The 14,340-nt window shown below is 65.8% G+C and carries 11 protein-coding genes; 2 read left to right on the plus strand and 9 right to left on the minus strand.

Translation table 11 applies throughout. The annotated features are described in order from the left end of the window. Window positions 1–99: 99 nt before the first annotated feature. Window positions 100–861 (minus strand): acyltransferase, encoded by a 762-nt coding sequence (locus J2X62_RS21810; RefSeq protein ID WP_027496620.1) that lies wholly within the window; start codon window positions 859–861, stop codon window positions 100–102. 151 nt (window positions 862–1,012) lie between these two features. Between J2X62_RS21810 and J2X62_RS21815 the strand changes: the two genes are divergently transcribed. Further along, window positions 1,013–2,341: a PQQ-binding-like beta-propeller repeat protein gene (locus tag J2X62_RS21815; protein ID WP_052053371.1), complete on the plus strand. Its 1,329-nt coding sequence runs from the start codon at window positions 1,013–1,015 to the stop codon at window positions 2,339–2,341. Here J2X62_RS21815 and J2X62_RS21820 read toward each other — a convergent pair. The 5 genes from J2X62_RS21820 to J2X62_RS21840 are packed head-to-tail and all read right to left on the minus strand — an operon-like array spanning window position 2,329 to window position 7,159. Then, a complete protein-coding gene (locus J2X62_RS21820; RefSeq protein WP_310183325.1) occupies window positions 2,329–3,501 on the minus strand; it encodes a THUMP-like domain-containing protein in 1,173 nt (390 codons plus the stop codon). The two genes, J2X62_RS21815 and J2X62_RS21820, sit on opposite strands and share 13 nt — an antisense overlap. Before the next feature lie 54 nt (window positions 3,502–3,555). Continuing rightward, window positions 3,556–4,614, minus strand: a complete 1,059-nt coding sequence (locus J2X62_RS21825; protein ID WP_032366355.1) for a class I SAM-dependent methyltransferase — start codon at window positions 4,612–4,614, stop codon at window positions 3,556–3,558. 56 nt (window positions 4,615–4,670) lie between these two features. Then, entirely contained in the window at window positions 4,671–5,450 is a 780-nt protein-coding gene (locus tag J2X62_RS21830; RefSeq protein WP_032366354.1) for an enoyl-CoA hydratase/isomerase family protein, read from the minus strand. 24 nt (window positions 5,451–5,474) lie between these two features. Then, complete coding sequence (locus J2X62_RS21835) at window positions 5,475–6,290, minus strand: NUDIX domain-containing protein (protein ID WP_027496615.1); 816 nt, start codon at window positions 6,288–6,290, stop codon at window positions 5,475–5,477. Between the two features lie 47 nt (window positions 6,291–6,337). Then, a complete protein-coding gene (locus J2X62_RS21840; protein WP_027496614.1) occupies window positions 6,338–7,159 on the minus strand; it encodes an ABC transporter ATP-binding protein in 822 nt (273 codons plus the stop codon). 112 nt (window positions 7,160–7,271) lie between these two features. Here J2X62_RS21840 and glgX point away from each other — a divergent pair, with 112 nt between their 5' ends. Then, window positions 7,272–9,377, plus strand: coding sequence for a glycogen debranching protein GlgX (gene glgX, locus J2X62_RS21845; protein WP_032366353.1), 2,106 nt, complete (start codon window positions 7,272–7,274; stop codon window positions 9,375–9,377). Between the two features lie 664 nt (window positions 9,378–10,041). Here the strand turns inward: glgX and J2X62_RS21855 are convergent. The 3 genes from J2X62_RS21855 to ctaD all read right to left on the minus strand — a co-directional run bounded on the left by J2X62_RS21855 (window position 10,042) and on the right by ctaD (window position 14,014). Beyond that, window positions 10,042–10,851 (minus strand): aminoacyl-tRNA hydrolase, encoded by an 810-nt coding sequence (locus J2X62_RS21855; RefSeq protein ID WP_032366352.1) that lies wholly within the window; start codon window positions 10,849–10,851, stop codon window positions 10,042–10,044. Continuing rightward, complete coding sequence (gene serB / locus J2X62_RS21860) at window positions 10,848–12,074, minus strand: phosphoserine phosphatase SerB (protein WP_027496610.1); 1,227 nt, start codon at window positions 12,072–12,074, stop codon at window positions 10,848–10,850. The genes J2X62_RS21855 and serB overlap by 4 nt, the downstream gene beginning before the upstream one ends. Before the next feature lie 149 nt (window positions 12,075–12,223). Next, window positions 12,224–14,014, minus strand: coding sequence for a cytochrome c oxidase subunit I (gene ctaD, locus J2X62_RS21865; protein WP_027496609.1), 1,791 nt, complete (start codon window positions 14,012–14,014; stop codon window positions 12,224–12,226). Between the last annotated feature and the right edge of the window lie 326 nt (window positions 14,015–14,340).

Below are 14,340 nucleotides of genomic sequence, written 5' to 3' on the forward strand. Positions count from 1 at the left end.
ACATAATCCGCTGCCTCAAACGAGCCGTCGCCCGCGAAATGTTCCAACTTCTCACCCAGAAAACTGCCACTTGACACTCATAGGAGCATCACATGGGTCTCAGCTCTCCCGCGCCGCCTCGGCCTGACCGAGAGCCTTCTTGCGCGCGATGTCTTCGAGCGCCGCGATGTACTTCGCTCGCTCGGCTGCGCCGGCCTCCCAGGCCGTCTTGCGATTGCGGACGACTTTGGCCGGGGCACCGACGGCGATGCTGTAGTCCGGAATCTCACCCTTGACGACGGCATGGGCACCGAGGACGCAGCCTCGCCCGATTCTGGTTTCCCGCAGGATCGTCACCTTGGCGGCGATCCAGGTGTCGGGTCCGATTCGTACCGGGCCCTTGACGATTCCCTGGTCCTTGATGGGCATGTTCACGTCGTCCATCCGGTGGTCGAAATCGCAGATGTAGCACCAGTCGGCCACGAGCGTCGACGCGCCGATCTCGATGTCGAGGTAGGTGTTGACGACGTTGTCCTTGCCGAACACCACTTTGTCTCCGATGCGGAGCGAACCCTCGTGGCACCGGATGGCATTGCCGTCGCCGATGTGGACCCACCGACCGATCTCGAGGCGAGACAGTTCAGGGGTGGAGTGAATCTCGACGTTCTTGCCGAGGAAGACCATGCCCCGCAGGATCACGTGCGGGTTCGCGAGCTTGAACTTGGCCAGACGGTAGTACCGAACCAGGTACCAGGGGGTGTAGGCCTTGTTGGCGAGCACCCAGTCGAGGGACGCCCGCGTGAGAAACCGCGCCTGCTCGCTGTCGCGTCGTCTCGACCCGCGCCAGCGTGTTCGCAGCGGCGCGTTCCACATACTCGTCATGGACGTTCACCCTAGTTTCTCGCTCGCCCGCTCTCTGCCGGCACCCGTCAGCGGGCTAGTGTTGTCTCTCGACCGATGCCCGGGCATCGGCGCAACGGGCCGAGCGACCGCCGATCGAAAGGGCACAACGGACATCATGGGGAGTGCTCGAATGCGTGTCGGGTTCGGTGCAGGTTCGACGTCCGGAGCAGGCAAGGGTCTGACTGCAGTGGCTGCGACGGTCCTGTTGACCCTTGCCGGGTGCAGCACGGAACCTGCTGCCATCGAACCGCTCTCGCCCGACTCCTGGCCCGCGGCGCACGCGAACCTCCGCAACAGTGGCTCGACGGACGTATCGGTCGGTGCTCCACTGACGCTGGACTGGACTCGACCCACCGGCGGCACCGTGACGTCACCGGTATCGATCGGCTCGAACGGTCAGATGTTCGTCACTGCCGCAACCGAATCGGGTTGCAATCTGTTCTCGTTCGAGATCGAGTCCGCCCGCAAGCGCTGGTGCAACCGGATCGGCCCTTCCGTGGTGACCGCCACCCCCACCGTCGATTCTGCGATCAATGTCTACATCGGCGACGAAGGCGGGCTTAACTCGTACAACGATCATGGGCAATTACGTTGGCGTACACCGGTATACGGTGTTCCGAAATCCGCCCAGTTCTTGGGCGACGGCAGCGTGCTGTCGATCACCCAGATGGGTCAGGTCAGTGTCCTCGATTCCCAGAACGGCCAACTGCGAGTACCCATCCTCGATCTCGTTCCGGCCCCGGACTTCTTGACCGACCCCGATGCGGACTTCGAGCCGATGGACACCGGACTCGCCCAGTGCAGTTCGGGCGAATCCGAATGCGCTGTGCCCGCCGCGCCCGCGGTGGACCGCGACAGCGACGCCATCTACCTGACCCTGTGGCGACCCGGTTCGATTGCGCCGCAACTCGTCTCGCTGCAGTACTCCCGCGACGGCGCACCTGGACTCGTCGAACGGTGGTCCTCGGACCTCCTCCCTGCAGGCGTCGCATCGAGCCCGGTGCTCTCCGAGGACGGATCGACGGTCTACATCGCCGACGTCGACGGGCGACTGACCGCATTCGACACCTCGGACGGGAAACAGAAGTGGACCGAGGGCACGGGACTCGGAATCGGAGGCAGTCCATCGATCGCCTCGGACGGCACCATCGTCCCGGCCGGCGGCGACGGCACCCTGATGGGACTTCGAGACAACGGCGACTCGGCCGAGCGCGTGTGGGTTCGCGACGACGTCGAACAGGCCGGGGCAGCAGCACAATCCGCGGACGGGCGCGGCCACACCGTCGTTCGCGACGGCGACGGACTGGCTCTGCTCACGTTCGACGCGACGACGGGCGACAGCATCGATTCGCAGCCCTTACCCGATGTCGTCGGCACCACCGTGGGCACGTCCGTCGGTCCCGACGGGCAGGTCGTCACGGCGAGCTACCTGGGCGAGATCTTCACCTACACCGGCTGACGGACCGCGCCCGGCTCGCAGACGAACGCCACGGCCGAGCGCTCGATGCGAGTGATGACGACCGACAGCGAGACCCGGCCCCGCAGCTTGAGTTTGGGCCTGAGCAACGCGGGATCCACGTCGACTCCGCGCACCAGGATCTCCACCGCGCCACACCCCAGTCGATTCAGTTGCTGCCGAAGCACTTTCTCCGAGAACTTCGACTGCTCGAGGATTCGGAAACCACGCACGCCGACGGGTACGGCTTCGCCCGTCAGGTACGCGATCCTCGGATCCAATTGCCAGAGGCCGAATTTGGCACCGTAGTGCCGCACCAGCCCGGCCCGCACGACCGCACCGTCCGGATCCACGATGTAATCACCGGGCGGCCGAACGGGAATCTCGTCCGACTCGGCGTCGGTAATCTCGAGCGCACTTCCGTCGGATCGCAGGACCGCGGCACGACGCCGAATTCCGCTGTCGCCGAGACCTTCCGACCATAGGCACGCCTCGCGTACTCCCCCGTCGAGGGAGACCACCTCGATCTCACCGGGCCAATCGAGGGCATCGAAATCCAACCCGGGCGCGCATTTGACGACCAGATCTCGCCCCCGATACGCGTCGAGGAGATGCGGCAACGGAGGCTCGAGCGCCGCGGGATCGTGCCGTCGGCGACCACCGACGCGTCGTCCGGGATCGGCCACGATCACGGTCCCCCGCGTCGTCGGGGTCAGTGCGTCGGCGCGCAGTACCGTCGCGGAAGGCACGTTGTGGGCAGCCATGCGCACCCGAATCGGGTCCAGGTCACTTCCGACCGCGACGGCCGCCGTGTCGACCAACGCCGCCAGCTCGCTGCCGATGGAACAGGTGACATCGTGCACCCGCCGTCCGGCCAGGCGGGCCGCGCGCCTGCGAGCGACGGTCGTCGGCGTCGCCTGCTGAACCGCGTCGTCGGTGACGAGCCAGCCGTCGGACCCCAGCAGCTTCGCCCGTGCTTTCCGCCGCACCGTCACCGTCTCGACGAGGGCCGCAACGTGCTCGGGGTAGCGGGCACGTACCGAGGCGATATCGCGCAGCGAAGTTCGCGCATCGAGCTCGAGTCGGTCGACTGCACCGAGTGCCTCGGCACCGGCCTCGCTTCGCAGAAAGTCGAGGTCGGTGCCGGTGAAGTCATAGCCCACGGTTGGGACCGATCGATGCAGCGTCGGCCGTACCGCCGACGGTGGTGGAACGAATCAAGCGCGGGGCGCGGGCTTGGTTCCGGTGATCATCACGTTGTAGAACATGCCTCGCGGTACCACGTGCTGCAAGACCTTCTCGTCGACCCAGCTCAGCGTCTTCCACCCGTTGAACGCGAACTTGGCCCAGTTCCAGCCGAGCTTGCCTGCCGGAACGGCGGCCTCGAACGTGCGCACCGGCCACCCGAGCAGAGCGGCAGCGAATTCTTCGGTGTTCGCCTGAACGGCCTCGGCACCCGCCGACAACGCGATGTTCTCGAGGTCGGTCGGATCGAACGTGTGCAGGTCCACGACGGCCTCGAGTGCTGCAGCTCGCGAGGACTCGTCGAGTTCTTCCTGTGGTTTGCGCCAGTCCGCCAGGAACGGCAGCTTGGTGGCACGAGTGGTCGCTTCCCAGGTGATACGGCCCAGCCAGCGCGCGTAGAAGTTGCCCACCGTGGTGGGCTCGCCTGCGAAGACGAAGCGTCCACCCGGCTTGAGAACGCGCAGAACTTCTCGAAGAGACTGCTCGACGTCCGGGATGTGGTGGAGCACGGCGTGACCGACCACCAGATCGAAGGTGTCGTCGTCGTACGGAATCGTTTCTGCGTCGGCCACCCGGCCGTCCACTTCGAGTCCGAGGTGCTCGGCGTTGCGCAGCGCGACCTTGACCATTCCGGGTGAGAGGTCGGTGACCGAGCCCTTGTCGGCAATCCCGGCCTGCATCAGGTTGAGCAAGAAGAAACCTGTGCCACAACCCAATTCGAGCGCACGACCGTACGGCAGAGCCGCTCGAGCCGATGCGTCACCGGACACCGCCTGATCGAACCTGCCTCGGGCGTAATCGATGCAGCGCTCGTCGTAGGAGATCGACCACTTGTCGTCGTAGGTCTCGGCTTCCCAGTCGTGGTAGAGCACCTGCGCCAGTTTGGTGTCCGACCGCGCTGCCTCGACCTGCTCGGCCGTGGCGTGCGGATTCGGTGCCGGATCGACCTCGCGGTCTCGCGCCTCGGCCGAGACGAGAGGCGTCACAGAAGCAGTCGGTCGATTCGCACCGTCGTGGGGGCTTGCAGTCATGAGGCGAGCCTACTATCCGGTAGCCATGGAACAAGTTCGTCCACCGACCTCGATGCTCAACGCCCGGTGAAAGCGGCCTTACCCGGTCCGTTCGCGATGAAGGATTCCATCCCGACGGTGCGGTCCTCGGTGGCGAACAGGGCCGCGAACTGCTGTGCCTCGACGCGCAGTCCGTTGGTCAGGTCGACGTCCAACCCCTGATCTATGGACGCCTTGGCCGCAGCCAGAGCGCGTGACGCTCCGGTCGTGAACTGCCCCGCCCATGCGCGTGCCGCGTTGTACACCTCGTCCGGCGCGACCACCTCGTCCACCAAACCGATGCGCAGGGCCTCCTCGGCTCCGACGAAACGGCCGGTGAAGACCATGTCCTTGGCGCGACTGGGCCCGATCAGACGGGCCAGGCGCTGCGTGCCGCCGCCCCCTGGAATGACTCCGAGCAGCACCTCGGGAACGCCGAGCTTGGCATTGTCTCCGGCGATGCGTCGGTCCGCGCCGAGCGCGACCTCGAGTCCACCGCCCAGTGCGTATCCGGTCACTGCGGCCACGACCGGTTTGGGAATCGTGCTGAGCGAGCCGAGGGCAGACTGCAGTTCCGCCGCGATATCGGTCATCTCGACGACGGACATGGCCGCCATTTCCTTGATGTCGGCACCGGCCGCGAACACCTTTTCGCCGCCGTAGACGATGACCGCTCTGACGTCGGAGTTCACGGTGGCTTCGCGTGCCGCAGCCCGGATCTCCTCCTGCACCTGACGATTGAGCGCGTTCATCGGTGGGCGATCCAAGCGAATGGTGCCGATACCGTCGGATACTTCGAGAGTCACGAACTCAGCCATGGCCGAAGGCTACCGCGCCCGAGTTCAGCGATCCGACCAGGGATGGACCGTGCCCGCGTAGTACGCGTCCTCGCCGTCGAACTCCACTCGGACGGTGCCGTTCTCCCGGGTCAGGACGGGCAGGACCGCCGCGATCGTCTGCTCGTGATCGAGAACGTCGGCCACCGTGTCGAAACGGCCGAGCGCATCGAGCTGGCTCCACGTCGGTGGCAGCAGGACGGTGGTCCCCGAACGCCAGTCCGTCAACGCGTCCTCGGCCGAGCGCCAGCTCACCGACGCCGCCTCGCTGGTCTCACCGTCGGCGTTCTGCCCCTCGGGGAGCACGGCAACGAAGAACCTCGTGTCGTACCGTCGGGCTTCACCGATCGGGGTGATCCAGTGCGACCACGGCCGCAGCAGATCTGCTCGCAGAACCAGATCGTGGTCGGTGAGAAACTGGGCGAACGAGAGCTCCCGGCGTTCCAGTCGACCGCGTTCCGCAGAGAACGGGGCGGTGTCGGCGACCACCGAATCCGCCGTCGGACCGGCCAACAACACGCCGCACTCCTCGAACGTCTCGCGTGCCGCTGCGCACACCAACGCCTGCGCCTTCCCCTCGTCGGTACCGAACCGGTCGGCCCACCACGACGGCGGCGGACCTGCCCACTCGATGTCCGCGGCCGCATCCGACGGATCCACACCGCCGCCGGGAAATACCGTCATGCCGCCCGCGAACGCCATCCCGCCGACGCGTTCGAGAAGGAACACCTCGATGCCGGGTTGTGATCGGCCGTCACGGATCAGAATGACGGTCGACGCATCACGTGCTGGAACGGGATCGGCGGCGGTGCTCGAGCTCATCTCCGCAACGTACCGCTGAGCCGGCGCGCCCGGGCACGGGGTCCGCTCTAGCGGCGGTGCGCCCCGGCAGCGCGCGTGCGCCGCGCGAAGTAGCGACCGTCGACGCGATCGAGCGTGATCGACTGGCTGAACGCCTCGGTCAGGTTCTCCGCCGTGATGACATCGTCGACCAGGCCTTGCGCAACCACGCCGCCCTCCTTGAGGAGTAGTGCGTGGCTGAAGCCGGGCGGAATTTCCTCCACGTGGTGGGTGATCAGCACGGTCGCGGGAGCGTCGGGGTCGGCAGCCAGATCGGCCAACCGGGCCACCAGTTCCTCGCGGCCGCCGAGATCGAGGCCGGCAGCGGGCTCGTCCAGCAACAGCAGTTCGGGGTCGGTCATCAGGGCACGGGCGATCAGTACACGCTTTCGCTCACCCTCCGACAGGGTGCCGTAGGTCCGCGTCGCCAGATGTTCGGCCCCGAGGCTTTCGAGCATCTCGACGGCCCGTTCGGTGTCGATCGCGTCGTACTTCTCCCGCCAGCGCCCCAGCACGGAATAGCCGGCGGATACGACCAGATCGGAGACCAGTTCGTCGGCAGGGATTCGGTGCGCCAACGAGGACGACGACAGGCCGATTCGAGGACGCAGTTCCGAGACATCGGTTCTGCCCATCACCTCACCGAGGACGTGAGCGACACCGGACGTGGGATGGATCTCGGCGGCAGCGATACGGAGCAGCGACGTCTTACCTGCACCGTTGGGCCCGAGTACGACCCACCGTTCGTCCAGTTCCACCTTCCAGGTGACGGGACCCACCAACGTCACGCCACCTCGGCGGACTACGACATCGGTGAAATCTACGAGCAGGTCGGGATCCGGTTCAGACACGGCTCCTATCCTCCCGCACACTCCCCGCGCAGACACGGCAGGATGTGCACGCGTGTCGCCCATTGACGATGTACCTCGCACCTCCCGCCGTCCTGTCGACGGGGTCACTCGCGTGAACCCGCCCGGGCAGCCGTTCCCCCTGGGTGCCACTGTGCACCCCACTGGTACGCAATTCGCAGTCCACGCTCCCGGTGCGGATGGCGTCGAGGTATGTCTGATCGACCCGGACGGCGGCGAGCGGCGTGTGGAGTTGACCAACCGGACTTTCGGCATCAGACATGCCTTCGTCCCTGACGTCGGGCCAGGCGTGCGGTACGGCTTTCGCGCGCACGGCACCTGGGATCCCCACTCGGGCCGACGATTCAACGGGGCCAAGATCCTGCTCGACCCGTCCGCCCGCCAGGTGTCCGGTGACTTCGGGGATCCCGCGGCCCTGTTGGCCTACGAGGACGACCCGTTCGGAGCCCCCAGCAGTCGCGATTCCCTCGGCCACCTCCCGCTCGGCGTCGTCCGCGGACCGTCGGACAACGGCGACCGACCGGTGAGGCCTGCCGTTCCCTGGGACAGAACCGTGCTCTACGAATTGCACGTCGGGTCGTTCACCGCGCGCCACAACGGCGTACCCGAACACCTTCGTGGCACCTACCTCGGGCTCGCGCAACCGGCCGTACTCGAACACCTGGCTCGAACGGGCATCACGTCGGTCGAATTGCTGCCGGTCCACACCACGTTCACCGAACCCGGCGTGCGCGCTCGAGGGATGCGAAACCATTGGGGCTACTCCACGGGCGCGTATTTCGCTCCCGATCCGCGTTTCGCCGCCGTGCGAGGCAACGAAGTGGACGAGTTCCGGACGATGGTCGACGCGTTGCACAGCGCAGGGATCGAAGTAATTCTCGACGTGGTCTACAACCACACGTGTGAATCCGCGGTCGACGGGCCGTCGATCAGTTGGCGGGGTCTCGACGCGCCGGGGTACTACCTGCTCGACGGTCGCGGATCCGACGTCGACCTGACCGGTTGCGGCAACACACTCGATTCGGCGTCTCCCGCCGTGGTCCGCATGGTGTGCGACAGCCTGCGGTACTGGGTGCAGGACATGGGCGTGGACGGATTCCGATTCGACCTGGCCAGCACGCTCGGCCGACCGGGCGGTTGGCGATTCGATTCTCGTGCACCGCTGTTGACGGCGATCGGTACCGATCCGGTGCTGTCGGACGTCAAGTTGATCGCCGAACCCTGGGATGCGACCGGTGCCGGATATCAGGTGGGCAACTTCGGGGTCATGTGGTCCGAGTGGAACGACCGCTACCGAGATACCGTGCGAGGATTCTGGGCCGGCCATCACGGAGTGCGCGAATTGGCTTCCCGCCTGGCCGGTTCCGAGGACCTCTATGCCGGCAGCGGTCGACTGCCGTGGGCGTCGATCAATTTCGTCACCGCACACGACGGATTCACCGCACACGATCTGGTCTCGTACGAACGAAAGCACAACGAAGCCAACGGCGAAGAGAACAGAGACGGCACCGACAACAACTCGTCGGTCAACTACGGCGTCGAGGGTCCGACCGACGATCCCTCCGTCCTCGGAGACCGTGGACGACACGTCCGTGCTCTGCTTGCCACCCTGACGCTGTCGACCGGAACACCGATGCTGCTCGCAGGTGACGAACTCGGCCACAGCCAGGGCGGAAACAACAACGCCTACTGCGTATCTCACGATGCACCGGCATCCGACGCCTGGGCCGTCGACTGGGACAGCGCGGACCAGAACATGATTCGCTTCGTCGCGCGCCTGCTGCGCGTACGTGCGAGCGCCCCGACACTGCGTCAGCAGGAGTTCTTCACCGGACGGGCGACGCCGACCGGTCGACCGGACCTCGTCTGGTTCGATTCCGCCGGAATCGAATTCGATCACGACAGATGGAACGACGATTCGGTGCGCACGATCTCCGCCTGGGTCGACGGGTCCGACGTGCGTTCCTACGCCTCCGACGGCGGGCAGGTGGACGACGCGAGTTCGTTGCTGATCTTGCATTCCGGCGGTCCCGCCGAAATCACGCTGGCCTGCCCCAGTTGGTCGTCGTCTCGATTTGTGCCCGTCCTCGATTCCTCTCGCGTGGACGGCGTCCCACCCGATACCACTGCACTGGAGGCAGGTTCGAAGATTTCGGTGACCGGCTCGACCGTTCTCGTGTTCCGCAGCGCCGGTAGGTGAGTCATGAACAGCTGCACGAGCGGTCCTACCCCGAGCGCGTAGAGCACCGTACCGACACCGAGAGTTCCGCCGAGCAGCCAGCCGGTGAGTACCACTGTCAGTTCGATTCCCGTGCGAGTGAGGCGAATCGACCATCCGGTGCGCGCCACCAACCCGGTCATCAAACCGTCTCGGGGGCCCGGGCCCATTCCCGCACCGATGTAGAGCGCCGTGGCGAAGGCATTGACGACGATGCCCGACACCATTGCCAGTGTCCGAACGATCGGCCCGTCCAGATGGGGCAGAATCGCCGACGTCGTATCCACGGCGACAGCGATGACGATCACGTTGCTCACGGTCCCCAAACCCGGACGCTGCCGCAGCGGTATCCACATCAGGAGCACCGCCACGCCGGTGATGGCAGTGATGGTTCCGAAGCTGAGCGACAGGTGCCGCGACAGACCTTGGTGGAACACATCCCAGGGGTTGACTCCGAGTCCACCGGCGATCATCAGCGACATGGACGCGCCGTACAGCCACAGGCCGACGTAGAGCGCCGTCAGGCGAGACGGGAGACGACGGCCGGCGACGCGTAGCGGTGAGAAAGGCATGGTGTCAGTGTCCGGCCACTGGATACCTCGTTCGATAGCCAGTTATGCGACAGTGGACCCCGACCGATGCTGCGTTACGTCCGGACAGCGATCACGGTCGTCGAACCGGGAGCCACTTCAGTGAAACCAGCATCTCGAACTGCGACGGCGCGACCCGCGCGGACCTCGTCCAGCGCGTGCGCCCACTGCTCCGGATCCGCCGATCGAACCGAACAGGCGAAACCGGAATCGGCCCAGGCTCGACAGTCGTCGAGGCTCATCGCACCGGCCAGCAACATCGACGCATGACCCACCTGCGCCGCGGCCTTGCCCACTGTCATCGACAGGGACGCGTCGATCCACAGCACCGGACCGGCGCTCGGCGGTGACTCTTCCTCGGCCGGCACGTCGGTGCCGCCGATCTGAAGACGCTTGATGCGCGGATCCAGATCGCCGACGCGGCCCGGCACGAAAGCACGGGCCGAAGCGTTCCCGACGTCGACCGTGACACCCGGAACTTCCTGCGCTGCAGTCCATTGCGCGCCGCGGGCACGGCGGGCCACCTTCCTGATCCGCGCCGAGGTCCACGCGACGAAAGGCTCGTGCCACGAGGCGTCGACACCGACCCGTGGGTCGAGGCACAGCGCCACGACGGCTCGGGCGGCGGCTTCGAGTAGGTCGTTGCGCACCGGCGGATCGGCCTTGGGTATGTGCAGCACCATGGGCATCGCCAGAACCTCCGACGGGTCCTCGGGATCGTCCGCGCCGCCATAGCCGCGGGCCAACTCGGCGTGACGCGAGGCGAACGTGTTGGCGTCCGAGAACTGCTCGGGTTCAGCCGTATCGGACGTCGACCCGGCACGGTCCCGATCGACGGAGTCGCCGACGGCGGGGGCGTCGGTCATGGGATCGGGACGCGGCGGACTCCCCCGTCGACGGCATCCGCGGCTTCGATCTCGTTTCGGGTGACCCCGAGAATGAACAGGACGGCGTCCAAGTACGGGTGCGAGATCGCAGTATCGGCGATCTCGCGAAGCGCGGGCTTGGCGTTGAACGCAACGCCGAGCCCGGCCGCGGTGAGCATGTCGATGTCGTTGGCACCGTCGCCGACCGCGACCGTCTGCTCCATCGGCACTCCGGCTTGGGCGGCGAACTCCCGCAGTGCGGTCGCCTTCGCAGCGCGGTCGACGACGTCGCCGATGACGCGACCGGTCAACTTCCCGTCGACGATCTCGAGTGTGTTCGCCTTGACATAGTCGAGTTCGAGTTCGTGAGCCAGGCCCTCGATCACCTGGCGGAATCCACCCGATACGACACCGCAGGCGAAGCCGAGGCGGCGAAGCGTCCGGATGGTCGTTCGAGCCCCTGCCGTCAGCTCCAAGCTGTCGGCGACGTCGTCGATGACGGAGGCGTCGAGGCCTGCCAGCGCCGCGACACGCTGTTCCAACGACTCGGCGAAGTCGATCTCCCCGCGCATCGCCGCCTCGGTGACGGCACGTACCTCGTCTTCGCGCCCGGCCCGGGCGGCAAGCATCTCGATGACCTCGCCCTGGACCAACGTCGAGTCCACGTCGAACACGATGAGTCGTTTCGACCTCCGTGCGATGCCGGCTCGTTCCACTGCGATGTCGACGCCGATTCCCGCTGCGATCGCGGCGAGGCCGGTGCGTAGCTGGAGGTCTGCCTCAGGCGAGGTGTCGGTGGCGGTGACCTGAAGTTCGAGGCCCGTCACCGGGTAGTCCGCGATCCCACGGATGGAATCGATATTGGTCCCCTGCCGGGCCAATTCCCTCGAGATGGTGCTGAACGCTCGCGCGGTGACCGGACGGCCGAGCACGACGACGACATGCGTGGCCAGCGTGCGTCCACCGTTCTGTGCCGCGTCGATTTCGACATCGACATGGACGCCCACGGTGGCCATCGCGTCTTCGAGTTCTTCCTGGAGCGCCTCGGGATCGCGTGGACAGGTCAGCAACACCCCGAGGGTCAGCCTGTTGCGGATGACCACCTGCTCCACGTCGAGCAGGCTGACGTCGTGCCGCGACAGGGCCGCGAACAGCACCGATGTGACACCTGGTTTGTCGGGTCCCGTCACCGTTACCAACACCGCAGTGTCGCTCGATCTCACCGAATCTCCCTTTCGCACTGTCCCCCCATTACTGGTGTGCCCTGCTCGTGTCCCGCGACTGCCGCCGAACGGGCCGGACGCGCAGGAAAGATTGTCGCAAGCGAAGAGCCCCGCCCGGTAGCCGGGAGGGGCTCTCGCTGTGCTGTGGACTACCGGGGATCCGGGTCGCCCGAACCTTCGTGATCGCTGGTGGCGATCGGAGCCCGGCGGGCCTGTTCGAGTACCGCGGTGGTCTTGCCACCGTGAGCACCAGGACCGACGTGCGCCTCGGACCGCATCCGCTCGACCATGTGCGGGTAGTGCAGCTCGAACGCCGGACGCTCGGAACGAATCCGGGGCAGCTCGGTGAAGTTGTGCCTCGGGGGCGGGCACGAGGTGGCCCACTCCAACGAGTTTCCGTAACCCCACGGATCGTCGACGGTGACGACCTCACCGTATCGGTACGACTTGAACACGTTCCAGACGAACGGCAGCGTCGAGGCACCGAGGATGAACGCACCGATGGTCGAGATGATGTTCAGTTCGGTGAAGCCGTCGGACGGCAGGTAGTCGGCGTAGCGACGCGGCATGCCTTCGTTACCGAGCCAGTGCTGCACCAGGAACGTCGCATGGAATCCGAAGAACGTCAGCCAGAAGTGCCACTTGCCCAGAGCCTCGTCCATCATCCGGCCCGTCATCTTCGGGAACCAGAAGTAGATTCCTGCGTAGGTCGCGAACACCACGGTGCCGAACACCACGTAGTGGAAGTGGGCGACGACGAAGTACGTGTCGGTGACCTGGAAGTCGATGGGAGGCGAAGCCAACAGCACACCGGTCAGTCCGCCGAACACGAACGTGATCAGGAAGCCGATCGAGAACAGCATGGGCGTTTCGAGCGTGACCTGTCCGCGCCACATCGTGCCGACCCAGTTGAAGATCTTCACACCGGTCGGAACAGCGATGAGGAATGTCATGAACGAGAAGAACGGCAGCAGTACCGCGCCGGTGGCGTACATGTGGTGGGCCCACACGGCGATCGACAGTGCAGCGATGGCGATCGTCGCGTAGATCAGACCCGAGTAACCGAAGATCGGCTTGCGGGAGAAGACCGGGAACACCTCGGACACGATTCCGAAGAACGGCAACGCGATGATGTAGACCTCGGGGTGCCCGAAGAACCAGAACAGGTGCTGCCACAGCAGCACTCCGCCCGTTGCCGGGTCGAAGAGATGCGCGCCCAGGTGGCGGTCGGCGGCAAGGCCGAGCAGTGCGGCGGTCAGCAGCGGGAACGCCAGCAGGATCAGAATCGACGTGACCAGGATGTTCCAGGTGAAGATGGGCATCCGGAACATCGTCATACCGGGGGCGCGGAGGCAGATCACCGTGGTGATCATGTTGACGCCACCGAGGATGGTTCCCAGACCGGCGACGGCGAGGCCCATGATCCACAGGTCGGCACCGACACCGGGCGAGTGCAGAGCAGAGGTGAGCGGCGTGTACGCCGTCCATCCGAAGTCGGCCGCGCCACCCGGGGTGATGAAGCCGGCCGTGGTGATCAGCGCACCGAACAGGTACAGCCAGTAGGAGAACGCGTTGAGACGCGGGAACGCCACGTCCGGCGCACCGATCTGCAGCGGAAGAATGTAGTTGGCGAAGCCGAACACGATCGGCGTTGCGTACAGCAGCAACATGATGGTGCCGTGCATCGTGAACAGCTGGTTGTACTGCTCGTTGGACAGGAACTGCATCCCCGGCACGGCCAACTCGGCGCGCATCAACAGCGCCATCAGTCCACCGACGAGGAAGAAGGCGAACGACGTCGCGATGTACATGATCCCGAGAACCTTGGGATCGGTTGTGGTCACCGCCTTGTGGATGAACGAACCCTTCGGTCCCATCCGCGGCGGGAAAGGCCGAGCAGCATCCACCGCGGGAGCGGGCCTAGGCGCTAGGGCAGTCACAGATCCTCCTGATTGCGCGTCCGACCCCGAATCACGAGGCGACGTCACTAGTCGTGCGCTACTCGAATCGTAGACCGTCGGACCGGCGCTTGCCGAACCGGTCCTACCGTGTGTCGTATTGGATTCGATCGAACCATGGTTCGGGGTGCGATCTGCCTGCGCCGTCGGCCTTTACGAGCCCGCCGGCACACCCCGGAACACCGTGCGAACAGATGGCCGAGAAGGGTCCGCGGCAGTGCTCTGCGCGAGGCGATTTCCGTTACTGTGTGAGACCACCCGACCCGCAGAAAGAAGTTCCGCGTTGCCACTTCGACCACGACTCCCCC

Source organism: Rhodococcus sp. 3258 (assembly GCF_031456475.1).
GTDB lineage: Bacteria > Actinomycetota > Actinomycetes > Mycobacteriales > Mycobacteriaceae > Rhodococcoides > Rhodococcoides fascians.

What these genes read in the sequence shown, in the direction of transcription:
- J2X62_RS21830 (WP_032366354.1), bottom strand. Translation starts at nt 5,450, where the DNA reads ATGGCTGAGTTCGTGACTCTCGAAGTATCCGACGGTATCGGCACCATT.
- J2X62_RS21815 (WP_052053371.1), top strand. Translation starts at nt 1,013, where the DNA reads ATGCGTGTCGGGTTCGGTGCAGGTTCGACGTCCGGAGCAGGCAAGGGT.
- J2X62_RS21835 (WP_027496615.1), bottom strand. Translation starts at nt 6,290, where the DNA reads ATGAGCTCGAGCACCGCCGCCGATCCCGTTCCAGCACGTGATGCGTCG.
- J2X62_RS21825 (WP_032366355.1), bottom strand. Translation starts at nt 4,614, where the DNA reads ATGACTGCAAGCCCCCACGACGGTGCGAATCGACCGACTGCTTCTGTG.
- J2X62_RS21855 (WP_032366352.1), bottom strand. Translation starts at nt 10,851, where the DNA reads ATGACCGACGCCCCCGCCGTCGGCGACTCCGTCGATCGGGACCGTGCC.
- J2X62_RS21810 (WP_027496620.1), bottom strand. Translation starts at nt 861, where the DNA reads ATGACGAGTATGTGGAACGCGCCGCTGCGAACACGCTGGCGCGGGTCG.